Genomic DNA, 25,506 nt, shown 5'->3' with positions numbered 1-25,506 from the left:
GTGGAGTACGGTTTCATGCCGCAAAGAAACACCTACTTGTATACACTGACCACGAAACCGCTCTAGTGGCAGCGCCGGCGTGCTGCTGGGGCAGGCCGGCGGCAGCTTTGGCGCCGTGGTTACCTACGCGACCGGGCCGCTGGGTAACTCCCCCTCCGGGGTGGTCCTCGGCGATGTAACCGGCGACGGCCGCCTCGACATCATCACGTCTAACTACGGCACCAACACGGTGGGCGTACTGCCGGGGCAAGCCAGTGGCTTCGGCGCGGTGCAGTCTTTCAGCATGGGCGCCAACAGCCGGCCCAACGCCGTAGCTGTGGGCGATGTGAACGGGAACGGGCGCCTCGATATCGCCACGGCGAACTACGGCACCGATGCGGTTGGGGTATTGCTCAACACCGGCACGTATACCCCGCTGGCCACCGCCCGGCTCTTGTCGGCCGAGCTCAGCCTTTTCCCAAACCCGGCCCGTGGCAGCTTCACGGTGCAGCTGCCCGCTGCCTGGTTTGCCGCTGCCCAAGTTGAGGTGCTCAATGCCCTGGGCCAAGTGGTGCGCCGTTTTGCGGCAGAGAGTCCCCGCTTTATGGTTGAAACCGCTGGGTTGTCCCCGGGCGTGTACACCTTGCGGCTGGGAGTTAGCGCGGGCACCGTGGCCCGGCGTGTGGTGGTGGAGTAGAACGATGCTACGCCCATTTCAGCCTTGTTCCCCCGCTGCCAAGCAACGGCTGGGTATAGTGGGCGGCCCGCAGCCGCTGGCGGAACCAGTACGCTACGCATAAACGGGTGGCGCGGGCCCGTAACGTTCAGCAGGCTGCACGCTGGCTTCTAGCCAGCCAAAGCCAGCCTAGACCGAAATTATTCATATATAAGGCGATGTATTGAATGGGTTTGCGCTACCTTGTAGTTCCATAAATCCTTCTTTCTCAGAAGTAAATTCCAGTAGAAGCAAGCGCACAGACCGATAATTTTTCAACCTTTTCCCTTACCCATGAAGCACATTTTCTCTTCAAATTACTGGCGCAAACTGGGGCGCGGCAGCCGCTGGGCCGCTTTGCTGCTGGCCGCGCCACTCGCCGCCTCAGCCGCCAACCCGGTGCTGCGCATCCAGGGCTTGGGCAGCCTTAGTGGCAATGGCGACGTGACGGCCTTCGTGGACCAGGTCGAAATTGTGCGCGTGTCCGACGGCATGGTGATGGCCGGTGCCGTGGCCAACCCCGGCTTTGAAACCAATGGCCTGGCAGCGGGTCAGTCCTCCTACAACACTCCCGGGGGGGCGCCTTGGACGTTCAACAACCGGTCGGGCATTTCCCGGAATGGCAGCGGCTTTGGTTCCACCGCGCCCCAGGGCGATGCCGTGGCCTTTCTGCAAAGCCAAGGGGGCATCAACGGGCTGGTAGACCAAGGGCTGATGTTGGCCGACGGGTTGTACCAGGTACGGTTTCTGACGGCGCAGCGCACCAACTGCTGCGGCGGCACCATCGACCAGCGCCTTAACGTGCTCATAAATGGGACGTCGGTCGGCACGATTCAGCCGCCTTCTTCCGTCTCCTACGCCACCTTCACTTCCAACGCCTTCGTGGTGGGCTCGCCCAACAACGCGCTGGCCTTTGATGGGGTGGACGACTACGTGGCTCTGCCCAGCACCACCCCGGTGCCGGTAAGCAACAGCAACTACACCATCGAAGCCTGGATTAAGCCCACGGCTATGGGTGACTACGGCATCATTGGCTGGGGCAACTACGGCACCACCAACCAGGTGAATGCTTTGCGTCTGTACTCCGGGGGACTTATTAACTACTGGTGGGGCAACGACGCCATTATCCCGACGGCCAATCTGAGCGGGCGCTGGCATCACGTGGCGGCTACTTTCGACGGCACCACCCGCCGGATTTACCTCGACGGCGTGCAGGCCGGCTCCGACACTCCGGGGGCTGGGCACGCCGTGCCCAACGCCAACAACCTGCGCATCGGCTCGACCAATCCTCCTCCCTCTGGCTTGGGCGAATATTTCCCCGGCAGCATCGACGAGGTGCGGGTGTACAACACGGGCCTGACGGCGGCCCAGGTACAGGCCGACATGTTCAGCACCAACCCGGCTGTGCCCGGCAACCAGGTGGCCTACTACGACTTCAACCAGGGTACGGCCGGCGGCAGCAACGGCGGCCGAACCACGCTCAACGACGGGAGCGGTTTCAACAACAACGGTACGCTCACCAACTTCACCCTCTTGGGCACCACGAGCAACTTCGTACGCAGCTTCCCCACCATCACCCAGGTTTCGCCCGTCAGCGGCCCGCGCGGCAGCAGCGTGCTCATCGCCGGCACCAACCTGAAGGACGCCACCAGCTTTGCATTCAACGGCACGGCCGTATCGCCTTTCACCACCCCCACCGACGACTTTTCAACCTCGGTAACGGTTCCTGCGACGGCCACCACCGGCCCGGTGAGCACGGCTTCGGCCACGCTCACCACCTTCACCGGCCCCGTGTTCACCGTGAACGGAACCGACCTGGTGGTGAGCACGGGCACACAAACCAGCCCGACGCCGATTCCGGCCGGCAGCTACAATTCCATCACCGTAACCAACACCGGCAACGGCGTGCTGAGCGGCAACGTGAGCGTCGACGCCTTTCTCACGGTCCAACCCGGCGGCGGGCTCAGCGACGGCTGCGCCCTCATCAGCGGCGCGGGCAGCTTCACGCTGGGTGCGGGCAGCATCCTGGGCATTTGCAACGCGGCGGGCATCAGCAGCAGCGGGGCTACGGGCTCGGTGCAGGTAACGGGCACCCGCTCGTTCTCGACCGCCGCCCAGTACGGCTACACCGGTGCAGCAGCGGTCACTGGCAACGGCTTGCCGTCCACCGTGGCTAGCCTGGCCATCAACACCGCGGGCAACGTGACGCTCAGCGCTCCGGTGGCCGTGACGGCGGCCGTGGGCGTGGGCGGCGCCGGCAACCTGGTGCTCAACGGCCAAGCCCTGACGCTGCTCTCCAACGCCAGCGGCACCGCCCTGGCCCGCAACAGCAGCACGGGCGTGGTGGTGGGCAACGCCACGGTGCAGCGCTACATCGACCCCAGCCTGAACCCGGGCCTGGGCTACCGCCACTACAGTGCCCCAGTGAGCAATTCCACCGTGGCCGACCTGGCCACGGCCGGCTTCAGCCCCGAAATCAGCCAGGCCGCTACCTACAACAGCTCGGCCACGCCGGGCACTACTACGCCCTTCCCCACCGTGTTTGGCTACGACCAGAGCCGCGTGACGCTGGCCAACGCCTACGCCCCGTTTGACCGCGGCTACGTGGTCCCCGTTGCCCTGACGACGCCCCTGGCCGTGGGCAGCGGCTACGCCGTGAACTTACCCGCCTCGGCCCTGGTCGACTTCGTAGGTACGCTGACGAACGGCGACCAGGCCCCGCTGGCCCTGAGCCGCGTGGCGGGCAACACCGACGCCGGCTGGCAGCTGCTGGGCAACCCCTACCCGGCCCCGCTCGACTACTCGTTGGTGGCCCCGGCCGACCGCCTCAACCTCGACGGCGCCATCTACGTGTACAGCAGCACCAGCCAGTACGGGGGCCAGTACCGCAGCTACGTCAACGGCATCGGCGGCAACCCCGTGCTGCCCGTGGCGCAGGGCTTCTTTGTGCGCGTGAGCAGCGGCCAGACCAGCGGCTCGCTCACCTTCCGCAACAGCCAGCGCCTGACAACTGCTAACGCCACAACCTTCCAGCGCACTACCACCGATACCCGGCCTTTAGTGCACCTGGACCTGCGCGGCGCGACCGGCTCGGCCGATGCCCTGTATGCTTACGCCGAGACCGGGGCCACCCCGGCCTTCGATAGCCAGTTCGACGCCGAGAAAATTGCCAACTCCACGGGCCTGAACCTGAGCAGCAACGCTACCTCGGGCCAGCGCCTGGCCATTGACGGCCGCCCGGTGTTCGACGCCGCCACCGTGCTGGCGCTGAACGTGGGCGTGCCCGCCGCAGGCACCTACACCCTGGCAGCCATTGCCCTCAACAACCTGCCCGTTGGCCTCGACGCGTACCTGCGCGACGCCCAGACCGGCCAGACGGTGAACCTGCGCACCCAGCCCAGCTACGCCTTCACGGTAACCGCGGCGCAGGCCACGGCCCTGCTGGTGGGCCGCTTCTCGCTGCAGTTCTCGGCCAGCGCCTTGGCTACGGCCCCGGCCCTCACGGCGGCTCAGGTAGCGCTGTACCCCAACCCGGCCCGTGCCCGCTTCTCGGTGCTGATGCCCGGCGTGGCCGGCGCTACTTCGGTGCAGGCCGAGCTGGTGAATGCCCTCGGCCAGGTGGTACGCCGTCAGGCAGCCGCGCTGCCCGTCAGCGGCGCCACGCTCACGGTGGAAACCAGCGAGTTGGCGGCCGGCGTATACACCCTGCGCCTGCAGGCTGGCAACACTGCCCTCGCCAAGCGCGTGGTTCTTCAATAACCTTCTGGTTTCGCCCGTGGCTGGTCATTGTACGCGGCGGCGGGCGAAGCCTCACATCTTCTCTTTGATTACATGAACAAGCATTTGATTTCGGGCCTGCTATCCTTGACGCTGCTACTGGTCCTGGCCGGCGCGGCCCGCGCCCAGGCCCCGGCCGATGGCGGCCCTTCGCCCACCGGCCCTACCCAAACCCCACTCGACGGCGGTGCCTCGCTGCTACTGGCCGGCGGCCTCGCCTACGGCCTGCGCCGCCTGAAGCAGCGCCGCCAGAAGTAGCAACCCGCTACCCCGGCTCGCCGGGTAGTCTTTTCAACAGAAAGAGCCTTCCGCTGGTGCGGAAGGCTCTTTCTGTTGGTACGCAGGCACAGGGCCGGCGCGGCCCTACAGCTTCGGGGCCGCCGGGGCCGCCGGGGCTTGCAGCAGGCCCACGCGGAAGTAAGCGGCGGCGCGGTCCTCGTCGCGCGGGAATTGGGCGGCTACCAGCTTCACGGCGTCGGTGAGGCGCCCGGTGAGCTCCTGGCGGTGGGTTTGGGCGGCGGCACGGGCCTTGGCGCTTTGCTCGTCGCCCGCCCCGGTCCCGTCGCGCCCCGCCTTGAAGGCGGCGTAAAAGCCGGTGTAGAGAGTGGCGTCGAAGTCGGCCCCGAGGGCCTTGGCGTGGGTGGTGGCGGCCGTTTGGGCGCGCTGGAAGAGGAGGTCGGCGGTGAGTAGGCTGGCGTTGGTGTACTCGGAGCGGCTGTTGGGGAAGAAGGCCTGGCGAATGGCCGGGTCTTTCTTGCTTTTGTAGTCGATGAGGGCCTCGTCTTCTTCGAGCTGGTGCTGGAGGTCGGCCAGAGCGCCCCACATTTGCTGAGCGGCGGTGCGGCGCTGGCTAATACCGGCATCGGTGGCCGTGATGGAGCCGAACAAGGCCTCGTAGTAAGCAGTGAGGTCGGCCACCAGCTTCGTGAACGCGCCGCCGGGGTTGTCGAGGGTGAGGCGCTGGATGGCATCAACCGAGAATTTTTGCAGGCGCGGCAGGGTCACGTCCCTGGTGTCGAAGAAATCGGCAGCGAAAAAGGGGTTGGGGTTGAGCATGGCAGATAGTGCGGCCTTTGAAAATGGAAGGGAGTTGATTATGAGAGAATAACCGCATACAACAATACCACTATTGTTTGACATAGCCGGCTACCTGCCTGGCCGGTAGCCGGCTTCGCCGGCCCCTGCAAGTGTGCCGACACACTGCCTGAACGCTGCAACCGCCCCTGCAAGCGTGGCGACAGGCACCCTGAAGCCTTCGGGCATCGATGCAAGAGCGGCGACAGGTACCCTGAAGGCTTCGGCTTACCTTTTAGCAACGACGACAAGGCGCTGAACGGGCTTGGCCTACCCGGCGGCACCGACGATATGGGGTTTGACAAGCTTGGCTGGTCTGGCATCGGTATCGGGGGCTGCCGCAACATCGGGAGGTGCTTTTTGAGGTCGGCACGGGCAGCCGCCTGGCTTTTCCCCGGCCGAAAACGCTCAGGCAGGAGCTGTACCGCATTGGCTAGCTGCGTTCTCACATTAAATTTTTAACTTACAAGCAGGCACGCGGGGGCGGCGTTCCTTGTTCGGCTATTCTTAACTCCCAACCACATTATACGCATATGAAAAACCTCTTCCCTATAGCTACCGTCCACCTAATTACTGCCCACCGCGCCGGCCGGGCCCTGGCCCTGGCCGGCGCGCTGCTGGCCCCAGCCGGCGCGGCCAGGGCCCAGACCCCGGCCACCTTTGCCGCCGTGAGCACCTACCCGATAGGCGCCTCCACTCGGCCCACTAGCGTGGCCGTGGCCGACGTGAATGGCGACGGACGGCCCGACATCGTGACGGCCAACTTCACCGACAACACCGCCGGGGTGCTGCTGGGGCAGGCTGGCGGGAGCTTTGCCGCCGTCATTACTTACTCGACCGGCGCCGGCAGCCAGCCCTTCGACGTGGCCGTGGCCGATATGAACGGCGACGGGCGGCTGGACATCGTGACGGCCAACTTCGCCTCCGACAACGCGGGCGTACTGCTGGGGCAGGCCGGTGGGGGCTTTGCCGCCGTGAGCACTTACCCGACCGGCCCCTTCAGTCGGCCTTCAGGCGTGGCCCTGGCCGACGTGAACAGCGACGGGCGGCTGGACATCGTGACGGCCAACTACAACACCGACGACATCGGGGTGCTGCTCGGGCAGGCCGGCGGGGGCTTCGCCGCCGTGAGCACCTACCCGGCCGGCAGCAGCAGCGCCCCCTATAGCGTGGCCGTGGCCGACGTGAACGGCGACGGGCGGCCCGATATCGCCACGGCCAACGGCGGCAGCAGCACGGCCGGGGTGCTGCTCGGGCAGGCCGGCGGGGGCTTTGCCGCCGTGAGCACCTACCCCGTCGGCGCCGGCAGCCGGCCCACCAGCGTGGCCCTAGCCGACGTGAGCGGCGACGGGCGGCTGGACATCGTCACGGCTAACTACACCAGCGACAACATCGGGGTGCTGCACGGGCAGGCCGGCGGGGGATTTGCCGCCGTGAGCACCTACTCGACCGGCGCCAGCACCCTGCCTACAGACGTGGCCGTGGCCGACGTGAACAGCGACGGGCGGTTGGACATCGTCACAGCTAACTACTACCCCAGCACGTACAACGGCGGCGGCAGCACGGTGGGGGTGCTGCTCGGGCAGAGTGGCGGGGGCTTTGCCACCGTGAGCACCTACCCGACCGGCGCCGGTACCGAGCCCTACGGCGTGGCCGTGGCCGATTTGAACGGCGACGGCAAGCCCGATATCGTGACGGCCAATTACGTCAGCGACGACGTGGGGGTGCTGCTGAACACCACCGCGGCCGCGGCGGCGCCTACCCTCACCAGCGTGAACCCGGCAAGCGGGCCAGTGGGGACGAGCGTGACGCTTACGGGCACCAACCTGACCGGGCCCGTGGGCGTGAGCTTCAACGGCACGGCGGCCACCACCTTTGCCGGGGTCAACAGCACCACGGTGACGGCCACGGTACCCACGGGCACCACCACCGGCCTGGTGACGGTGACCACGCCCAGTGGCACCAGCAACGGGGTGACGTTCACGCTCACTTCGCCCCCGCCGACGGACCTGGTGGTGAGCACCGGCACGCTGGCCAGCCCGACGCCCATTCCGGCCGGCACCTACAACACCATCACCGTGACGGGTACCGGCGTGGGACAGCTCGTGGGCGCCACGACGCTGAACACGGCCCTGGTTGTGCAGAGCGGCGGCGCGCTGCTGACCAACTGCCAGCCCCTGACCGGGGCGGGCACGTTTACCCTGGCGGCGGGCGCCACCCTGGCCATCTGCGACCCGGACGGCATCGCCGCCAGCGGGGCCACGGGGGCGGTGCAAACCACGGGTGCGCGCAGCTTCTCCACCGACGCGGGCTACCTGTACAACGGCACGGCAGCGCAGATAACGGGCAGCGGCCTGCCGGCCCAGGTGCGCAACCTGGGCACGACCAACGCCAACAGCGTGACGCTCTCGGCCCCGACCAGCGTGGCCCAGGTGCTGACCGTGGGCGGCGCCGGCAACCTGGTGCTCAACGGCCAGGCCCTGGTGCTGCTCTCCTCGGCGGCCGGCACAGGCCTAGCTGTGAACTCCGGCACGGGCGTGGTAAGCGGAACGGCCACCGTGCAGCGCTACATCGACCCCAGCCTGAACGCCGGCCCGGGCTACCGCCACTACAGCAGCCCGGTGGCTAACACCACCGTGGGCGACCTGGCCACGGCCGGCTTCACGCCTACGCTCACCACCTCGTACAACGCCTCGGCCACGCCGGGCACCACCACGCCCTTCCCCACCGTGTTCGGCTACGACCAAGCCCGTGTGCCGCTGGCCAACGCCTACGCCCCGTTTGACCGCGGCTACGTGGTGCCCGCCGCGCTGGCCTCGCCCCTGGCCGTGGGCCAGGGCTACGCCGTGAACATCGCCGGCAACCAGCTGGTCGACTTCGTGGGCACGCTGACGAACGGCGACCAGGCCCCGCTGGCCCTGGCCCGCGTGGCCGGCAACCCCGACGCCGGCTGGCAGCTGCTGGGCAACCCCTACCCCGCCCCGCTCGACTACGCCCTGGTGGCTCCGGCTGACCGCCCCAACCTGGATGCGGCCATCTACGTGTACAGCAGCAGCGGCCCCTACGTGGGCCAGTACCGCAGCTACCTGCCCCCCGTCGGCGGCAACCCCGGCATCGGCAACGGCGTGCTGCCCGTGGCCCAGGGCTTTTTTGCCCGCGTGAGCGCCGGCCAGACCAGCGGCGCGCTCACCTTCCGCAACAGCCAGCGCCTGACGGCCCCCAATGCCACCCCCTTCCAACGCCCCAACGCCGACCCCCGCCCGCTGGTGCAGTTGGACCTGCGCGGCGCGACCGGCCCGGCCGACGCGCTCTATGCCTACGCCCAGACCGGGGCTACCCCGGCCTTCGACAGCCAGTTCGACGCCGAAAAAATCAGCAACTCTACTGGCTTGAACCTGAGCAGCACCGCCACCTCGGGCCAGCGCCTAGCCATTGATGGCCGCCCCGTGTTCGATGCGGCTACCGTGCTCGCCTTGAACATAGGCGTGCCCGCTGCGGGTACCTACACCTTGTCGGCCGCATCCCTCAACAACCTGCCGACCGGCCTCGATGCGTACCTGCGCGATGCCCAGACCGGCCAAACCGTGAACCTGCGCACCCAGCCCACCTACATCTTCGCGGTGACGGCCGCTCAGGCTACGGCGCTGCTGGTGGGCCGCTTTACGCTGCAATTCTCGGCCACGGCCCTGGCCACGGCTCCGGCCCTGACGGCTACCCAGGTGGAGCTGTACCCCAACCCGGCCCATGCCCGCTTCTCGGTGCAGCTGCCCGGCGTGCTGGGGGCCGCCACCGTACAGGCCGAGCTGCTGAATGCCCTGGGCCAGGTGGTACGTCGCCAGTCGGCCGTGCTGCCCGCCAGCGGCACTACGCTTGCGGTAGAAACCGATGGCCTAGCCGCCGGCGTCTACACCCTGCACCTGCAAGCCGGCAACGCCTCCCTTGCCAAGCGCGTAGTCCTTCAATAATATCTCAGTTTCGCCCGTAGCCAGCCTTTAGAGCTTGTCTACGGGCAGACCTTCATTTCTTTTAGCGCCGCCAGAAGTAGCTTTCGATTAGTTACCAACACCGGACGATGTCCGTTAAACCCCCGTTGCCTTGTGGCAACGGGGGCTTTTTATTAGCTGACCGTCTGGCCAGGACCCGGCCGTACTTTTGCGCCCCATGCGCTACTTCCTGCACCTCGCCTACGACGGCACTTCCTACTGCGGCTGGCAGATTCAGCCGGGCATGCCCACCGTGCAGGCCGAGCTCGACCGCTGCCTAACGCAGGTGCTGCGCCACCCCACCTACTGCCTGGGCAGCGGCCGCACCGATTCCGGGGTGCATGCCAGCCACCAGGTAGCCCACTTCGAGGCCGAACTGCCCGACACCATGCCGCTCGACGTCCTGCTCTACCGCCTGCGCCGGGCTCTGCCGCCCGACATTGCGCCGCTGCACCTGCACGCCGTGCCCGACGAAGCCCATGCTCGCTTCTCGGCTGAAGAGCGCAACTACGACTACTTCGTGGTGACGCGGCCCGACCCATTCCGCCGCGACCACGCCCTGTACGTGGACCGCCCGCTGGATGTGGCCGCCATGAACGAGGCCGCCGGCTACCTGGTGGGGCAGTTCGACTTTACTTCCTTCTCGAAAGTAAAGGGCGGCGAAAACCACTACGTGTGCTACTGCACCGCTGCCGGCTGGCACCCTGCGCCGGGCGGCTGGGTATTCCGCATTCGGGCCAACCGCTTTGTGCGGGGCATGGTGCGGCTGGTGGTAGGCACCCTGCTCGACGTGGGCCGGGGCAAGATGACGCCGCGCGAGTTCCAAGAGCTACTCTGGGCGCAGCGGCGGGTGGATGCCGGTGGTGCGGCCCCGGCGCGGGGCCTGTTTCTGAGCCGGGTGGAGTACGAGGAGGGCGTGGTGCCGGCAGAGTAGCGCCCCCTATCGGACCAATGGGATTTGGTATGAGCTACTGTGGCACCTCCAGCAGCGCTGCTTCAATGCCCATTCCTACCCGGGGGTATTTTATCCAGGGGCCCTGGTTAGGTTGCTTTACTTTAGCTACGTGGACTTCCACTGTGCCTTTGGGCGCAATTGATTTTTCGCTTAGCGGCCCCGGGGTTTGCTCCAAGTGGTAGCTGGGCCCGCCCCCGGGCCAACTGCCCAGAAACGCCAGGGTCCCCTTGTTTAACGAGCGCACCAATTCAACGCTTACAATGACATCGCTGGTGAGCCAGAGCTTGTATGGCCGCAGGTTGACAAATATCCGGTCCTCGATTTCGGCCCGTCCCACGCGCAGGTACACGGGGGAGACCAGCAAGTTGGCGCCCGGAAAATCGTCGGGCCCAACCTGGTACACATTCACGCGCAAGTACAGCGTGTCGTAGGTGCAATGCGTGATTTTAAAGGAAATGTCCTGCAGCCAGGCGGCTCGCCCAATGGCAATGCGCTGTCCGATTTGGTTGCCCGCCAGGTTAAACTTATAGCCTTCGAGTATGCCACCGCCGAAGTTGCCTCCCACCCGGCGCTTCATGCCCGGAGCCCGCACTACCGCCCCGCGCAACGGCACTGCCTGGGCGCGAAGCAGCACCGGGCCACCGCGCACCAGGCGGCGCAGCTCGGCCGCAGCTAGCGTGCGCGGGGCATAGCCGAGCAGCGAGAACCGTATCGAGTCGGCATCGTAGCTGGCAGGCAGAGCCAGCTGGAAATGCCCCTTACCGTCGGCCACCGTGCCGAAGGGGTGACGCAGTACCCCCACGCTCACGTAGCCCAGCGGCTGCTTGGTAAGCTGGTCGCACACCTGCCCGGCCAGGGCATCATCGCCTCCGAAACCTTGGCCGTAGCTGGGGCAATACCCCACCAATAGCAGCCCCAGCCACCATCCGCTCATCATCACCCGCCAATATTTCCGCTCGAGGCACATATCCATCTTGTAAAATCTCGATGCCAAGATAAGTAGCGCCTCAGGACTCCACTTAACTTCGCGCTTCGGCCCAGGCATGTCTGCCTGGTTGCCATTCCTTTCCAGTTCATGCGTCGATTTGCTTACCAGCTGGTGCTCTTGCTGCTGCTGGCGGTCAGGCCCGCGGCGGGTGCTGCCCCGCGCCAGCTCCGGCCTTTTCCCGTCGCCGATACCACCGGGCCGCCCCTGGATACAGCCCGGGTGCTGGGCCAGCTCTTTGCATATAAGCGCAAGTTCTACCAGACCATGCTCGCACCATCGGCGTTGGGAGCAGTCGCTTCCAACTACTCATTGGCCTACTCAAAATCCGAAACCACTGTACAGCAAGTTTCGCTCGGCCTTAATGTGGTTTTGGTGGGATTTTTCAGCTACCGTGTAGGCAAGGCATTGGTACGGCTGCGGCGCTACCGAGTGGGGCGCGAGCATACGCTGCTAGCCTTGTTGGCTAACGGCCACCCCCTGCCCCGGCCAGTACGCCAGCAGCTGATACACTACTTGCAACCACCGCCTGCCAAGTAGCGGCCCGGGCGTGAGTTCTCCGCTTTCCTTTCTCCTGCTGTCATTTCGTGTATATGTCGCGTCTGGTTTTTTTGTTTTTTCTGCTCATCGGCAGTAGCATGGCCGCCCTGCCAAGCCGCGCCCAGGAGCGGCCAACCACCTTCTTCAACGACAGCACTGCTCAGGTAGCTCGCGACGATACCGCAATGGCCCTGCAACGCTTGTTCCGGCTGCAGCGGCACACCAGCGTGCGCAGCTTGCTACTGGGCACCGTGCTGGCCGGGGCCACCGCCTATTCGCTGGCGAATGACCACCCCGAAACCACGTACCAGCGGGTTTCCACCATTGGCATTGCAGCCGTGGGCGGATACGGCTTGCTGCAGGTGGTGACGGGAGCCGTGCAACAGTGGCGCTTTCGTGCCCGGCAGGAAGAACGGCTGCTCGACCGGCTCGACCAAGCCCAACCGCTGCCGCGCTGGGTCCGCCGGAAGCTTGTGCCCAGTTACTTTGGGGTCCGAGCGCGCTTGAATTAACGTTTTGCTAATGACTCAATAGGCAGTACCGGTCCCGTAGCCCCATTGGAAGAAGCTCGGAAGTACTAGGCGCTGCCGGCTCAGCTTCGGCTAGCGGCCCCCGATGCCGGACGGTGCTTGTCATACTTGCGCTCCAGCGTTTTGAGATATCGAAGGGATTCTTCGGAGAAGCGCGGCAGTTGACTTTTATCCTTTTTGGCCGCTTTCTGGTAGAGGAACACGAAGGCGAAGGGATTGTCGAACTGCGCAATCATCTGCTTGCCGAAGCCGTTGCGCACGATGGCCGATGACATAAAGAACCCCGGCAGATGGCCGTTGGAACCGTTCGACAACTGCCGGTACCACCGCCCCGTGGCCGCCGCCCCGCCCCGCGCCCGCGACTGCAGCGTAGAATCCATGCAGTGGATAAACACGGGGGCCGGCGTCAGGGCCCAGTCGCGGATGCCGCGCGGGTCGCCGGCGAGGGCCATGGTCAGGGGCTTGTCAATCTGGTCGGCAATGCCTTCGTGCTGCATGCTGTCCATGATTTCCAGCAGCCCCAGGTCGTCGGGTGCGATGGTACCGAAGTCGCGGCTGGGTTGCAGCCGGTGGTACAGCTCGTGGCCTTCCAACAAGCCGGGTTTTACCTCGTTGGCATCGAGCACGGCCCGCAGGCTATAGAAAATACCTTCTTCCTGTGAGGTCGCATCGTTGCCCAAGGCCTCGTAATAAATGTTCAGCTTGGCTACTTTGGTGCGTGCCGCGGGGGGCAGCTGCGGGTAGGCGTACTGGTACATCTGGTCGAGGGCAGCAGCACCTTGCGTGAGGCTGGCGACGTAGCGGCGGTACTCGGGCTCGCGCACTTTGTAGTCGTTCACCAGCACGTAGTACCACACCTTGGCCTTGAGTTTGGCTTGCAGCAACGAGTCGTAGCGCGGCATGTACACCACGTCGATGGCCCGGCGGTAGTTCACCAGGTTGGCAGCCGAGTAGATGCCGCGCACGTAAATCTTATTGCCCGGGATTTCCAGGAAATCGCGCCACATCTGGTCGGTAAGGGGCTGGTTCTGCCGCAGGCCGTCGGTAATCTGCCAGTACCGGGTCACGGCCTCCACGTTGATGGTTTGGGCCCGGGCCGCGCCAGCGGCCAGCAGCAAGCCTGCGCACAAGCACAGGCGACGAAGCAATAGGAACATGGTAGCAGAAAGCGGCGGGGAAAGGACGCCGGCCTAAAGATGCGGCATTGGCCCGGTAATCCGTCGGCACGTTGCCACCTGGCGCGTAAAACCCACCGCTGGCCCGCAAACTCCGGGCCCGGGTGCTTGTTCTTACCGACCTTTGCCCTACTTATGGACCCCACCACTTCCGCCACCAAAACCGGCCAGGTCTTCGACTGGGCCGTGCTGCGCCGCCTGCTCGGCTACGTGCGTCCCTACCGGCGCGTGTTCATCGGCCTGATTGTGCTTACCATCGCCACGGCCGTGCTGGGCACGCTGCGGCCCTTCCTCATTCAGCGCATGGTCGATGTCAGCATCGAGCAGGGCGACACGAAGGGGTTGAATTTCATGTTCATGCTGTTGCTGGTGCTGCTGGTGGCCCACGCCGGGGTGAGCTACTTGCAGACGTACTACGGCGGCTGGCTGGGCCAGTACATCGTGCGCGACATCCGCACCGACCTCTACCGCCACCTGCTCAGCCTCAAGCTCAGGTTCTTCGACCAGACGCCCATTGGCGTGCTGGTAACACGAAATATCTCCGACGTCGAAACCCTGTCCGACGTCTTCAGCGAGGGCCTGGCGGCCATGGTGGGCGACATTCTGCAGCTGCTGTTCATCATGGCCTTCATGTTCTACATCGACTGGCGGCTCACGCTCATCAGCCTGTCGGTTATCCCGCCGTTGCTGTTCAGCACCTACGTGTTCAAGGAGAAAATCAAGGGCTCTTTTCAGGATGTGCGCACGGCCGTGGCCAAGCTCAATTCCTTCGTGCAGGAACACCTCACGGGCATGAACGTGGTCCAGATTTTCAATAACGAAGAGCGCGAATTCCGCAAGTTTGAAGCCATCAACCGCGAGCACACCGACGCCAACATCCGCTCGGTGCTCTACTACAGCATCTACTTTCCGGTGGCCGAAGTGCTGGGCGCCATCGGCGTGGGCCTGCTGGTGTGGTACGCCGCCCAGGGTCAGATTGAGGGCTCGATTTCGAAAGGCGCGCTCATCGCCTTCATCATGTACAACGCGCTGTTCTTTCGGCCCATTCGCCAGATTGCCGACCGGTTCAACACCCTGCAGCTCGGCCTCGTCAGCACCGAGCGCCTGCTTAAGCTGCTAGACAACCAGGACCTGGTGGCGCCCAGCGGCACTTTCGCCCCCGCTGAGCTAACCGGCGACGTGGAGTTTAAGCACGTTAAGTTCGCCTACAACGAGCCCGACTGGGTGCTCAAGGACATCAGCTTCCACGTGAAGCCCGGCCAGACCATTGCCTTCGTGGGCGCGACCGGCGCAGGCAAAACCAGCATCATCAACCTGCTCAGCCGGTTCTACGACATCCAGGAAGGCAGCATCTGCATCGACGGGCGCGACCTGCGCGAGTACGACCTCGGCCTGCTGCGTCGCCAAATCGGCATTGTGCTGCAGGACGTTTTCCTGTTCGCCGGCAGCATCCGCGACAACATCACGCTCGGCAACCACACCATTACCGACGAACAAATCTGGGAAGCGGCCGACCTGGTGGGAGCCCGCCGCTTCATCGAGCGCCTGCCCGAAGGCCTCGGCTACCCCGTGATGGAGCGCGGCGCCACGCTTTCGGTGGGCCAGCGCCAGCTTATCAGCTTCGTGCGGGCCATGGTGTACCAGCCGCACATCATTGTGCTCGACGAAGCTACCTCCTCCGTCGACTCAGAGACTGAGGAGCTCATTCAGCAAGCCATTGAAAAGCTGATGCAGGGCCGCACTTCGCTCGTCATTGCCCACCGCCTGAGCACCATTCAGAAAGCCGACAAAATCATCGTGCTCGACAAAGGGGAAATTAAGGAAACCGGCACCCACGAGGAGCTCCTGCGCATCGAAGGTGGCTACTATGCCCAGCTCTACCGCATGCAGTACATTGTTGTTAATGAAGAATCAGGAATGAAGAAGGAAGAACTCCCATCCAAATAATGCTGGCGCTTCTATTCCTCATTCTTCATCCCTAATTCTTCATTAAGCGAAGCGTCATGCGTTACCTCTTCCTCGCCGTCATCCTGCTCACCCTTGTCGCGGCCGGCGTCTACGTCTACCTCGGCGGCACCCGCGAACCGAAAGTCACCCTCGAAACCACTGCTGCCCCGCTCTACCTGGCGGGCCAGCCTTTCCACGGCGCGGTTACCGGCGATGCCTTTGGCAAGCTCTTCCGCCAGGCGAAAGACGCTCAGGCGGGCCTGCACGGCGACCTTGCCAACCTCTACCTCAACGACCCCGAAACGGCCCACGACACGATTGCGGCTTTCATTGGCCTTGTAGTGGCCGATACTGTGCAGCCGCTGCCCGCCGGCTTTCGGTACCGCGTGGTGCCGGCCGGGCAGCGGGTGCTGGCGGCCCGCCTTAGTGGCGTGAGCTACCTGCTGGCGCCCAACAAGCTCTATCCCGCCGCGTTCGAAGCAGTGAAAAAGCAGAAGCTTACGCAGCGAGGCAACTTCTACCTCGAACGTTTCGGCGCCAACGAAGAGTCGGAAGTATGGGTTGGCGTGAAGTAGGCAGTTATTACGCTAGCGCTTGCGCGTAATGTCAGGCACGCTCACACCCACGCTCAGCAGATAGGCCGAAAATTGGTCGGATGAGCCAAATGGTGCGCTGGCATACCACTGCCGGTAGCCGCCGCGAACTGTCAGCCACGGCCCGTCGGCACGCTTGAGTTTGTAAGTGGCTGCCAGCCCCAGTTCCGATACGGGCGCTACGGCCGTGTCGAGCCGTTTGGCCGTGGTGCAGCCGCAGGGTTGGTTTGAGCTTTGTACTTGCTGGGCTTTGTCGTAGAGGCTGGCCCCGCCCAGGCCCGCGCCTACCTCAGCGGCCAGCCGCCACCGAGCGTTTTCTGCCAGCAGCAGTTGGTTGGTCCAGGTTGCGCTGAAGAGCACCAACCGTGGCTGCGCCGCTCCCGCGTAAGCATCGGCGGGCGTATTGGCGGCGGGCATCTGGCCGGTGTAGCTGCCGCGCAGGCCGGCGCTCCACCGGGGTAGCAGCCAGTAGTGGGCCTCAGCATCCATTCCCAGGTAGGGTGTACTCGTCCGGTCCGACATTCCCAACAAGCCAACAGAACCGCCGATGCGGCCCGGCAAGAAGGGCTTTTTCACGGCGCAGGAGTCGCGCTGGTGGCTGTGGTGGTAGGCTGCGTACGGAAAAAAGGCCGCGTGGCATTGGGCCTGTGCGCCCTGCGGGGCGAAACCGGTGGCACTGAGCAGCGCCAGTAGGATAAGCGTTGTTTTCATGGTTACCGGGAAAGGGTGCAGCAATTTGCCAGCGCTAAATTGTTGGCAGCATAAATATAATTACTTCTTCTACTGACTTGTCTCAAATCGCAGCTAACTCCTTAGCTTAGACGCAAAAAAGCCTTCCAGCCATTTGGCCGGAAGGCTTTCTATTTTGCTTGGCAGGTCGGATTACCGGTTAGCGGCCAAAATAGTACGTGCCACCAAATTGCAGCTGGCTCAAGCCAAAGTTTGCGCCGAAGTAGCTCGTCGTGTTCGTGTAGTCTACCGGTCCCACAACATTGACTCCGGTCGGGTATTTGTAGTTGGAGTGGTTGTACGCCAAAGCCCCCATCGAGGCATTAAGGCCCAGCCTGGGAATGGGGAAGAACACAATGCCCGGCGTGAGGCCCGCATAAAATCCTGACCCGTTAATTTCGAGAAGGTCCGGGGAGGTACTGTTACCACCGTAATAGGTCTGATAATGCTCCCGCTGATAACCCGCTCCCAAATTACCTGTGAACCCGAACTGCTCGCTCACCATTTTATAGTACTGCACAAACGGCCCCACGCTAAGCCGCGTTTGGGGCCCGGGCTCGGGTAGAGAATAGTAGGGCAACGAGGATGTCGTGTAAGGCTGACGTACGGAACTATAGCCCAGATTCAATCCAACCTGCAGGTTGTCAAGCACGAAATAACCGACCGAGGGCGAAATATTAAACTGGCTACTATTCGTTTCGGTCGAACTTGTGTTGTTGCCCGATGTGCCACTGGTTTTACTGGTGCTGCGGCTGTAGCCCACGCTGCCTCCTAATGAGATAGTGCCAGCCGGAATACTTTGGGCGTGGGCCAATTGGGCTGCAGATAGTAAAAAGGCGGAAAGAATGGTCTTTTTCATGAAGAAAAAATGGTGAAAAGGAAATAAAGCCCGCAAAGCAATGGGCGCCCTCCAACGCTGCGTGCGCCCCAGGTAGTATGACCGGCGCATAAAAAAGGCCCGCATCAGTGCTGATGCGGGCCTTTTCAGTTCTCGGGTCGGGGTGGCAGGATTCGAACCTACGGCCTCGTCGTCCCGAACGACGCGCGCTACCGGGCTGCGCTACACCCCGAAAGCCGGCCGATGGGGCGACCGGTTTTATTTCCAATAGTAAGCGGCCGAAAAAAGCCTTCGAACCCGAGAGTTCGAAGGCTTTTGAGAGAGCAGTTGCTCTTCCGTCGGAGTGGCAGGATTCGAACCTACGACCTCCAGCACCCCATGCTGGCGCGATACCAGGCTACGCTACACCCCGTTGGTATTGGAGCGACAAAGGTAAGGGTTTATTTGCGTCTGGTGCAAGCCAGGGGCAAATAAAGTTTTAAAAAGCCTGCCACTTTTCCGCTGCCAACCGTGGCCAACATGACGAATGTGGCAGAAGCGGCCCCAGAATTGCTTAGCTTTACACAAGCAATTTTACCCATTCCCATTGGTATCCAAGTTATGAAAAAGATATTACTACTTGTACTGGCCAGCGCCTTAGCTTCGGTAGCTGCGCACGCCCAAACCCCAGCTCCGGCTGCGCCCGCACCCACCACTGCTCCCGCTGCCCCAGCCAAAGAAGAGGCTATTTTGCCCAACGGCGCGGTAGCACCTGCGCCGGTTGCCGCCGCCCCAGTTACCGACCCCAACGGCGCTTCCAAGATTGCGCCCGCGCCCGAAACGCCGGCCGCCAACCCCAACGCCATTAAGGTGAAGGCTGAAGCGGTGGGCGGCAAGCTCACGGTGAAAACCGATAATCCCGGCCCAACCCGCGTCGAAGTATCCGATGGCGGCGGCCGCCCGGTCCTTACCTATACCATGATGAATGGACAGACCCCGGCCGTCCTCAACGTAGGGCAGCTGCCAGCCGGGGCCTACATTGTGCGCTGCACAGCCTATGAGAAAACCGGCATGCGCCGTGTGATGATTGGGCAGTAAGTCTCCGTGCTAACACAATTAAAAAGGCCCATTACGCTGAGCGTAATGGGCCTTTTTAATTGGTTCTAACTAGTCGCCTAATGGCTCCAGCAGGTCCCACTTATTGCCATACAAGTCTTCGAACACCGCCACGTGGCCATACACTTCACTGCGTGGTATTTCGAGAAACCGCAGGCCCCGGCTTTGCAATACCGGATGGTCGCGCCAAAAATCGTCGGTGTGCAAGAATAACCAGATGCGACCGGCTCCCTGGCGGCCCACGCCTTGTTTCTCTTCATCAGTTTTGGCTTCGGCCAGGAGTAAGCTGCAGCCAGCCGCGCCGGGCGGTGCCACTACCACCCAGCGCTTGCCATCGCCCATGTCTAGGTCCGAGGTCAGCCTAAACCCCAGCACGGTGGTGTAGAAGGCAATGGCCTCGTCGTAGTTGCGGACGAGCAGAGTGACGTGAGCGAGGCGCTGGTTCATAGCAGTAGCGCGGACTTTTGGTCTGCGAGTGAGTTAGTTGAATTCGCGGACTAAAAGCCTGCGCTACACTTACGCTTCTTCGGTCTGCAACTGGCGGTCGTAGAGGGCGCGGTAGAGGCCGTCGGTTTCGGCCATGAGCGCGTCGTGGGTGCCGTGCTGCACAATGGTGCCGTCGTCGAGCACGAGGATTTCATCGGCCAGCTTCACCGAGCTCACGCGGTGCGAGATGATGAGGCTGGTGCGCGCCGCCATAATACGCTGCAGGCTGCCGAGAATGGCATTCTCCGTCTTGGTATCGACGGCCGACAGCGAGTCATCCAGAATCAGAATTTTGGGTTCTTTCACCAAGGCGCGGGCCATGCTCACGCGCTGCTTCTGGCCGCCAGAAAGTGTGATGCCGCGCTCGCCCACCTTGGTCTCGAAGCCTTCGGGAAAAGCAAGGATGTTCTCATACACGTCGGCATCGCGGGCGGCCTGCAGCATCCGGGCCTCGTCGGGCTCATCGAGGCCGAAGTTGATGTTATTGCGGATGGTGTCGGAGAAGAGGAACACGTCCTGCGGCACGTAGCCAATCTGGCCGCGCAGGGCACGCAGCGAGTAGTCGCGCACATCGGTCCCGTCTATTTTAATATCGCCGGCTGTCACGTCGTAGAGGCGGCAGAGCAGCGCAGCCACGGTGCTCTTGCCCGAGCCGGTGTTGCCGATAACAGCCAGCGTCTGGCCCGGCTTCACGCGGAAACTCACATTTTTCAGAGCCTGAATTCCAGTGTCGGGATAGGTGAAGGACACGTTTTCAAAAACAATGTCACCGGCGAGTTCGCGCTGCACGTTCTGGCGCGAAACAATATCAGTTTTCTGGTCTAGGAATTCATTGATGCGGGCCTGCGAGGCTTCGGCGCGTTGCACCAGGGACGACGTCCAGCCCAGCGCCGTCACCGGCCAAGTGAGCAGGTTCACGTAAATCAGGAATTCGGCAATGGTGCCCGTCGTGATGGTGCCGCGGATAACTTCCTGGCCGCCTACCCACACGGTGATGAGCGTACTCAGGCCAATGAGGAAGAGAATGAGCGGGAAAAATAATGAGTTCACGAAGTTCAGGCTCAGCGACTTCTCCTTGTACTCGTTGCTCGCCGCGGAAAATTGCGCATGCGAATCCTGCTCCCGCACGAAGGATTTCAGCACCCGAATCCCTGAGAAAGCTTCCTGCACGAAGGTCGTCATGCCCGACAGTGCCCGTTGGATTTCATCGGACTTCCGCTCAATCAGGTTGTTGACGTAGAAGATGCTAACTGAGAGAACAGGCAGCGGCAGCAGTGTATACAGGGTCAGCTTCACGTTCACCATAAGCATGAGTGGCACGATGAGCAGAAACAGCAGCACCAGCTGCAGGAAATACATGATGGCCGGCCCGAGGTACATGCGCACCCGGCTCACATCTTCCGAAATGCGCGACATCAAGTCGCCGGTGCTGTGGCGGCGGTAAAAGCTGAGCGGCAGCGACTGATAGTGTTGGTAAATCTGGTTCTTCTGGTCGTTTTCGATGTGGCGCGACATCACAATCAGCGTCTGGCGCATGAAGAACAGGAAGATGCCGCGGCCCAGCGCCAGCACAATGATGAGCACGCCGTAGAACAGCACGTTGCGCCCAAACAGCTGGTACACGCCTTTCTGCGCTTCGGTGCCGGCATAGAGATGATAGAGGTCAATGCCCTCGTTTACCAGGTCGAACGCATAGCGAACCAGCTGGGCCGGAAAAATGGCCAGCAGCGTGCTCAGCGCCACAAACAGCACCCCAGCGAGGAAATGCCACTTATAGCGGAAAATGAATGGGTTAACGGCGGATAATGCGCGCACAAGCAGGATTGGAAAGAGGCCGGTTCGGGAAAATAGCGGTACTTTTGCGGCCTGAAAGAGAAACCGGACCGTCATGCAGAGCGCCGCGAGGCATCTTGCTTGCAGTGGTAATCAATCATTTTACCGATTGAATTGCCTCGCCGAGCGAGATGCCTCGCGGCGCTCTGCATGAGGTTCCGGTTTTTCCGTATAAGACTTCAACAAAGTTACGCCGCACTGTTCCCAACCCTCCCAAATTCCCACATCCTCAATCTCCATCCCATGATTGAAACCCAGATAGTCGCCCCCGAGTCGATTTTCGGCCAGATTGCCGAGCATCAGCACGAGCAGGTCGTGTTTTGCCACGACCACGAGACCGGCCTCAAGGCCATTATCGGCATTCACAACACCGTGCTCGGGCCAGCCCTTGGCGGCACCCGCATGTGGCACTATGCTTCGGACGCCGAAGCACTGAACGACGTGCTGCGCCTTTCGCGCGGCATGACTTACAAGGCGGCCATTTCGGGCCTGAACCTGGGCGGTGGCAAGGCCGTCATCATCGGCGATGCGGCGACGCTGAAGACCGAAGCTCTGCTGCGCAAGTTTGGCCGCTTCGTGAAGAACCTGAACGGCAAGTACATCACCGCCGAAGATGTGAACATGACCACCAAGGACATGGAGTACATCCGCATGGAAACCAAGCACGTAGCTGGTCTGCCCGAAAGCATGGGCGGCAGCGGCGACCCCTCGCCGGTAACGGCTTACGGCGTGTACATGGGCATGAAGGCTGCCGCTAAAAAGGCATTCGGCTCGGAGAGTTTGGCCGGCAAGCGCATTGGCGTGCAGGGCACGGGCCATGTGGGCACCTACCTGCTGGAGCACCTCCAGAAAGAGGGCGCCAAGCTCATCGTGACTGACTACTACGAAGACCGTGCGCTGGATGCCGCCAACCGCTTCGGCGCCACCGCTGTGGGCCTCGACGAGATTTATGACCAGGAAATGGACATTTACTCGCCCTGCGCCTTGGGTGCTACGCTCAACGACGACACCATTCCGCGCCTGAAGGCTCGCGTGGTGGCCGGCTGCGCCAACAACCAGCTCAAAAACGAAAACCAGCACGGCCCCGAGCTCGTGCGCCGCGGCATCGTATACGCCCCCGACTTCCTCATCAACGCCGGCGGCCTCATCAATGTGTACTCCGAAGTGACGGGGGGCAGCCGCCAAGGCGCCCTTACCCAGACCGAAAAAATCTACGATTTCACCCTCCAGGTTTTGGCCAAGGCCGAAGAAGAAGGCACGCACCCGCAGGCCGCCGCTATTAAGCAGGCCAAGGAGCGCATCGCCAACGTGGGCCGAGTGAAGTCCACTTACTAGTTGTTGGGTGCTGGTTGTCAGTTGTTAGATTATTCTGGCAATTAACAATCAGCAACTAATAACTGACAACCAGCAACTAACAATTAAAAAATGCTCAACCGCCGCCTCCTCCGTATCAAAGTCATGCAGTCGCTCTACTCCTACCACCAGGCGGTGGGAGCCGATTTGATGCTGGCGCAGGACCGCATCGCGGCTGCTTTCGAACCCGACCTGACGGCGAAAGAGGCGCCCGACCGCCGCCAGCTGGAAGGCCAGCGCAAGATGGGCGAAGCCCAGCTGCGTGACTGGTACCGCACCGGCGTCATGCCCGAGAAAACGGACGACAAAGCCGTGGATAAAGCGGTGACCGATGCCATCAACTCCTTCCAGAACCAGGTGAAGAAGGACGGTGAATTTTACGGCGGACAGCTGCTGGTGGGCGCCGAAAGCATCCACGACCAGTACCTGCACTTGCTGAACCTGCCGGCTGCTTTGCTCGGCGTGATTGAGGAAGAGCAGAGCCGCGAGGAGCGCCGCCGCCTTGGGCCGCGCGAGGATGCCCTGGATGCTACCCGCCTGCACCAGAACAAAGCCATTGCCAAGCTAATGGCCAACGAACAGCTTCAGGGCCAGACCATCCGGCGCAAGCTGGCCTGGGAAGGCAACGAGGAGCTGCAGGCCCTTCGTGCCGCCTGGGAGGAAATGAAGGCCGACGAAACCGTGCGGACTTACCTCACGGGCAAGGACATCGACCAGCCCGATATGGACTACGACACGGACCTCGAAATCCTGCGTCATCTCTACAAAGACTTTGTTTTCAAAGGGGACGCTTTACCGCGCCAGCTGGAATCGGATGATTTGAACTGGGAGGAAAACCGGCCCATCGTGCGCAACCTGGTGTTGAAGACGCTGAAAATGCTGCCCTTCGCCGCCGAGCCCACGCAGGAGCTGATGAACCTTTCGGCCAACTGGGCCGACGACCGCGAATTTGCCGAAACCCTCTACAAGCAAACGCTCATCGAGGACGACAAGATGGAAAAGCTCATCGCCGGCTCGGTACAGAACTGGGACGTGGAGCGGGTAGCCCTGCTCGATAAAATCATCCTGAAAATGGCCCTCACCGAAATGCAGTTGTTCCGCGGCATTCCGGTCAAAGTCACTATCAACGAGTACATTGAAATCAGCAAGCTCTACAGCACACCCAAGAGCAAGCAATTTGTGAACGGTATTCTCGACAAGCTTGCAACGGATTTGGCCGCCAGCGGCGAGATTCGCAAGTCGGGCCGCGGCTTGCTCGACAACCAGTAGGCACGGCAACTAAAGAGCCTTTGGCTGAACATTGAGCCGATATAGCCACTTTTGCATCTACAGCCGCCGTTCTGCGTATTCCCGGCTGAATCTGTTCTCACCTAACTTCCTCAATCCCGACGACCATGGCCAGCAAAACCACCACCGGCATCCTGTGCTTCGCGGGCGGCGCCCTCACCGGCGCAGCCCTTGGCTTGCTCTATGCCCCCGAAACCGGCACCGAAACCCGTTCCTGGCTCAGCTACCAGCTCGAGAAGTACCGCTCGGTACTCGCCGACCTCACCGATAGCCTTGTCACCAGCCGCGAAGCCACCGGCCAGTCTTCGGCCAAAAGCGAAGGCCAGCGCGTGATTTCCGACGCTAAATCCAAGGCTGAGCAATTGCTCGGCGATGTCGACCAGCTTATCAACCAAATCAATTCCCGCAAGGGCGCTTAATTTTTTTACGGGTGCCTAAGTACTTGACGGAATGAGGGAATGGGGGAATGGCCGATGAAATATCAGCCTTCGCTCATTCACTCATTCCGTTCTTTGCTTTCTCATTCAGTCCTTTATTACCAGTACAATGCACGTAGTAACCCTTATTCCCGGCGACGGCATAGGCCCCGAAATCACGAAAGCGGTAACCGATATTTTTACCGCTGCCCAGGTGCCCATTCAGTGGGAAGAGCAGAACGCCGGCCAGACTACGTTTGACCAATCGGGCGAGCTGATTCCAACCTCGCTGCTGAAGTCGCTGGAAAAAAATAAGGTGGCCCTCAAAGGCCCGATTACGACGCCGGTGGGTAAAGGCTTCCGCAGCATCAACGTGACGCTGCGCCAGAAGTACGACCTCTACCAGAACGTGCGGCCCAGCAAAACCACGGAAGGCATCCATACCCGCTACGAGGGCATCGACCTGGTGCTGTTCCGCGAGAACACCGAAGGCCTGTACTCCGGCCTCGAAGTGTGGGACGAGCGCCTCGGCATTGCCGATTCCTTCAACCGCATCACAGTGGAAGGCTCGCGTAAAATCTGTCGTGCGGCCTTCGCTTACGCTGCCAAACACGGCCGCAAAAAGGTGACTCTGGCCCACAAAGCCAACATCCTGAAAATGGCTGGCACGCTGATGCTTAATGCCTGCAAAGAGGCCAGCAACGAGTTTCCGCAGATTGTGTTCGAGGATAAAATCATCGACAACATGTGCATGCAGCTCGTGAACAAGCCCGAGCAGTTCGATGTGGTGGTGACTACCAACCTGTTCGGCGACATCCTCTCCGACCTGTGCGCTGGCCTTGTGGGCGGCCTGGGCGTGGTGGCCGGCGCTAACATCGGCGACAACATGGCCGTGTTTGAAGCGGTGCACGGTTCGGCTCCCGACATTGCTGGTCAGGGCAAAGCCAATCCCACCGCCCTGCTCCGCTCGGCCATCATGATGCTGCACTACCTCGGCGAGCACGCCTTGGCGGAGCAAATTGACAAGGCGCTGGAAGCGACGCTGATGAACCAGGAAGAGTGCACCGGCGACCTTGGTGGCAAAGCCAGTACCAGCCAGTTTGCCCAAAGCATTATCGACAAGCTGTAATTTTAGACGGTTGTGCACTGTCTGTCATCCTGAGCTTGCGAAGGACCTTACCCCGGTAGAACAAATTGTTCGGCGGTAATGAGGTCT

21 protein-coding genes and 2 tRNA genes are annotated in these 25,506 nt (G+C 62.3%); 14 read left to right on the top strand and 9 right to left on the bottom strand.

All coding sequences use genetic code 11. The features are described 5' to 3' along the window. The first annotated feature begins 115 nt into the window (after positions 1-115). The 3 genes from ABD837_RS25000 (at position 116) to ABD837_RS12930 (ending at position 4,729) form a co-directional block, all read left to right on the top strand. On the top strand, positions 116-676 hold the full coding sequence (locus ABD837_RS25000) for an FG-GAP-like repeat-containing protein (RefSeq protein WP_425554342.1): 561 nt from the start codon (positions 116-118) through the stop codon (positions 674-676). Between the two features lie 312 nt (positions 677-988). Further along, positions 989-4,453 (top strand): LamG-like jellyroll fold domain-containing protein, encoded by a 3,465-nt coding sequence (locus tag ABD837_RS12935; RefSeq protein WP_345055093.1) that lies wholly within the window; start codon positions 989-991, stop codon positions 4,451-4,453. A 72-nt stretch (positions 4,454-4,525) separates the two neighbouring features. Beyond that, a complete protein-coding gene (locus ABD837_RS12930) occupies positions 4,526-4,729 on the top strand; it encodes a PID-CTERM protein-sorting domain-containing protein (RefSeq protein ID WP_345055091.1) in 204 nt (67 codons plus the stop codon). A 105-nt stretch (positions 4,730-4,834) separates the two neighbouring features. Here ABD837_RS12930 and ABD837_RS12925 read toward each other — a convergent pair whose 3' ends face one another. Then, a complete protein-coding gene (locus tag ABD837_RS12925; protein WP_345055088.1) occupies positions 4,835-5,527 on the bottom strand; it encodes a hypothetical protein in 693 nt (230 codons plus the stop codon). Positions 5,528-6,078: 551 nt separating this feature from the next. Here ABD837_RS12925 and ABD837_RS12920 point away from each other — a divergent pair. Further along, positions 6,079-9,510, top strand: a complete 3,432-nt coding sequence (locus ABD837_RS12920; protein WP_345055086.1) for an FG-GAP-like repeat-containing protein — start codon at positions 6,079-6,081, stop codon at positions 9,508-9,510. A 196-nt stretch (positions 9,511-9,706) separates the two neighbouring features. After that, positions 9,707-10,462, top strand: coding sequence for a tRNA pseudouridine(38-40) synthase TruA (gene truA, locus ABD837_RS12915; protein WP_345055083.1), 756 nt, complete (start codon positions 9,707-9,709; stop codon positions 10,460-10,462). A gap of 34 nt (positions 10,463-10,496) precedes the next feature. Here the strand turns inward: truA and ABD837_RS12910 are convergent, their stop codons facing one another. Beyond that, a complete protein-coding gene (locus tag ABD837_RS12910; protein ID WP_345055081.1) occupies positions 10,497-11,477 on the bottom strand; it encodes a carboxypeptidase-like regulatory domain-containing protein in 981 nt (326 codons plus the stop codon). An 81-nt stretch (positions 11,478-11,558) separates the two neighbouring features. Between ABD837_RS12910 and ABD837_RS12905 the strand changes: the two genes are divergently transcribed. Next, positions 11,559-12,008 (top strand): hypothetical protein, encoded by a 450-nt coding sequence (locus ABD837_RS12905; RefSeq protein ID WP_345055078.1) that lies wholly within the window; start codon positions 11,559-11,561, stop codon positions 12,006-12,008. A gap of 53 nt (positions 12,009-12,061) precedes the next feature. Continuing rightward, the gene (locus tag ABD837_RS12900; RefSeq protein WP_345055075.1) at positions 12,062-12,520 is read left to right on the top strand and encodes a hypothetical protein; all 459 of its coding nucleotides are present in this window, start codon (positions 12,062-12,064) and stop codon (positions 12,518-12,520) included. An 80-nt stretch (positions 12,521-12,600) separates the two neighbouring features. On the opposite strand, the gene ABD837_RS12895 is transcribed toward ABD837_RS12900, so the two are convergent. After that, positions 12,601-13,695, bottom strand: a complete 1,095-nt coding sequence (locus ABD837_RS12895) for a DUF5700 domain-containing putative Zn-dependent protease (RefSeq protein WP_345055073.1) — start codon at positions 13,693-13,695, stop codon at positions 12,601-12,603. Positions 13,696-13,848: 153 nt separating this feature from the next. Between ABD837_RS12895 and ABD837_RS12890 the strand changes: the two genes are divergently transcribed. Both ABD837_RS12890 and ABD837_RS12885 read left to right on the top strand, forming a co-directional pair. Beyond that, positions 13,849-15,660, top strand: a complete 1,812-nt coding sequence (locus tag ABD837_RS12890; protein WP_345055071.1) for an ABC transporter ATP-binding protein — start codon at positions 13,849-13,851, stop codon at positions 15,658-15,660. Positions 15,661-15,716: 56 nt separating this feature from the next. After that, a complete protein-coding gene (locus ABD837_RS12885) occupies positions 15,717-16,235 on the top strand; it encodes a hypothetical protein (RefSeq protein WP_345055068.1) in 519 nt (172 codons plus the stop codon). Positions 16,236-16,247: 12 nt separating this feature from the next. Here ABD837_RS12885 and ABD837_RS12880 read toward each other — a convergent pair whose 3' ends face one another. From ABD837_RS12880 to ABD837_RS12865, 4 genes are all read right to left on the bottom strand, one after another. Then, on the bottom strand, positions 16,248-16,964 hold the full coding sequence (locus ABD837_RS12880; RefSeq protein WP_345055066.1) for a hypothetical protein: 717 nt from the start codon (positions 16,962-16,964) through the stop codon (positions 16,248-16,250). 178 nt (positions 16,965-17,142) lie between these two features. After that, positions 17,143-17,841 carry a hypothetical protein gene (locus ABD837_RS12875; protein WP_345055063.1) on the bottom strand — a complete coding sequence of 233 codons (699 nt, stop codon included), beginning with the start codon at positions 17,839-17,841 and terminating at the stop codon, positions 17,143-17,145. Between the two features lie 137 nt (positions 17,842-17,978). After that, positions 17,979-18,052: transfer RNA gene (locus tag ABD837_RS12870), tRNA-Pro, on the bottom strand. Between the two features lie 106 nt (positions 18,053-18,158). After that, a tRNA-Pro gene (locus ABD837_RS12865) sits at positions 18,159-18,232 on the bottom strand. Positions 18,233-18,420: 188 nt separating this feature from the next. Between ABD837_RS12865 and ABD837_RS12860 the strand changes: the two genes are divergently transcribed. Then, the gene (locus ABD837_RS12860; RefSeq protein ID WP_345055060.1) at positions 18,421-18,897 is read left to right on the top strand and encodes a hypothetical protein; all 477 of its coding nucleotides are present in this window, start codon (positions 18,421-18,423) and stop codon (positions 18,895-18,897) included. 69 nt (positions 18,898-18,966) lie between these two features. Here the strand turns inward: ABD837_RS12860 and ABD837_RS12855 are convergent, their stop codons facing one another. Continuing rightward, a complete protein-coding gene (locus ABD837_RS12855) occupies positions 18,967-19,362 on the bottom strand; it encodes a VOC family protein (protein WP_345055057.1) in 396 nt (131 codons plus the stop codon). 69 nt (positions 19,363-19,431) lie between these two features. Then, positions 19,432-21,216, bottom strand: coding sequence for an ABC transporter ATP-binding protein (locus ABD837_RS12850; RefSeq protein WP_345055055.1), 1,785 nt, complete (start codon positions 21,214-21,216; stop codon positions 19,432-19,434). Positions 21,217-21,477: 261 nt separating this feature from the next. Here ABD837_RS12850 and ABD837_RS12845 point away from each other — a divergent pair, with 261 nt between their 5' ends. The 4 genes from ABD837_RS12845 to ABD837_RS12830 all read left to right on the top strand — a co-directional run bounded on the left by ABD837_RS12845 (position 21,478) and on the right by ABD837_RS12830 (position 25,419). Next, a complete protein-coding gene (locus ABD837_RS12845) occupies positions 21,478-22,569 on the top strand; it encodes a Glu/Leu/Phe/Val dehydrogenase dimerization domain-containing protein (RefSeq protein ID WP_345055052.1) in 1,092 nt (363 codons plus the stop codon). 90 nt (positions 22,570-22,659) lie between these two features. Further along, complete coding sequence (gene nusB, locus ABD837_RS12840) at positions 22,660-23,856, top strand: transcription antitermination factor NusB (RefSeq protein ID WP_345055049.1); 1,197 nt, start codon at positions 22,660-22,662, stop codon at positions 23,854-23,856. Between the two features lie 125 nt (positions 23,857-23,981). Continuing rightward, positions 23,982-24,293 (top strand): YtxH domain-containing protein, encoded by a 312-nt coding sequence (locus ABD837_RS12835; protein ID WP_345055047.1) that lies wholly within the window; start codon positions 23,982-23,984, stop codon positions 24,291-24,293. A gap of 127 nt (positions 24,294-24,420) precedes the next feature. Next, on the top strand, positions 24,421-25,419 hold the full coding sequence (locus ABD837_RS12830) for an isocitrate/isopropylmalate dehydrogenase family protein (RefSeq protein ID WP_345055045.1): 999 nt from the start codon (positions 24,421-24,423) through the stop codon (positions 25,417-25,419). Positions 25,420-25,506 lie beyond the last annotated feature (87 nt).

This window comes from Hymenobacter glaciei (genome assembly GCF_039539585.1).
Classification (GTDB): Bacteria; Bacteroidota; Bacteroidia; order Cytophagales; family Hymenobacteraceae; genus Hymenobacter; species Hymenobacter glaciei.
Note: the sequence above shows the minus strand (reverse complement) of the source record. Positions and strands in the feature narration are given on the sequence as shown.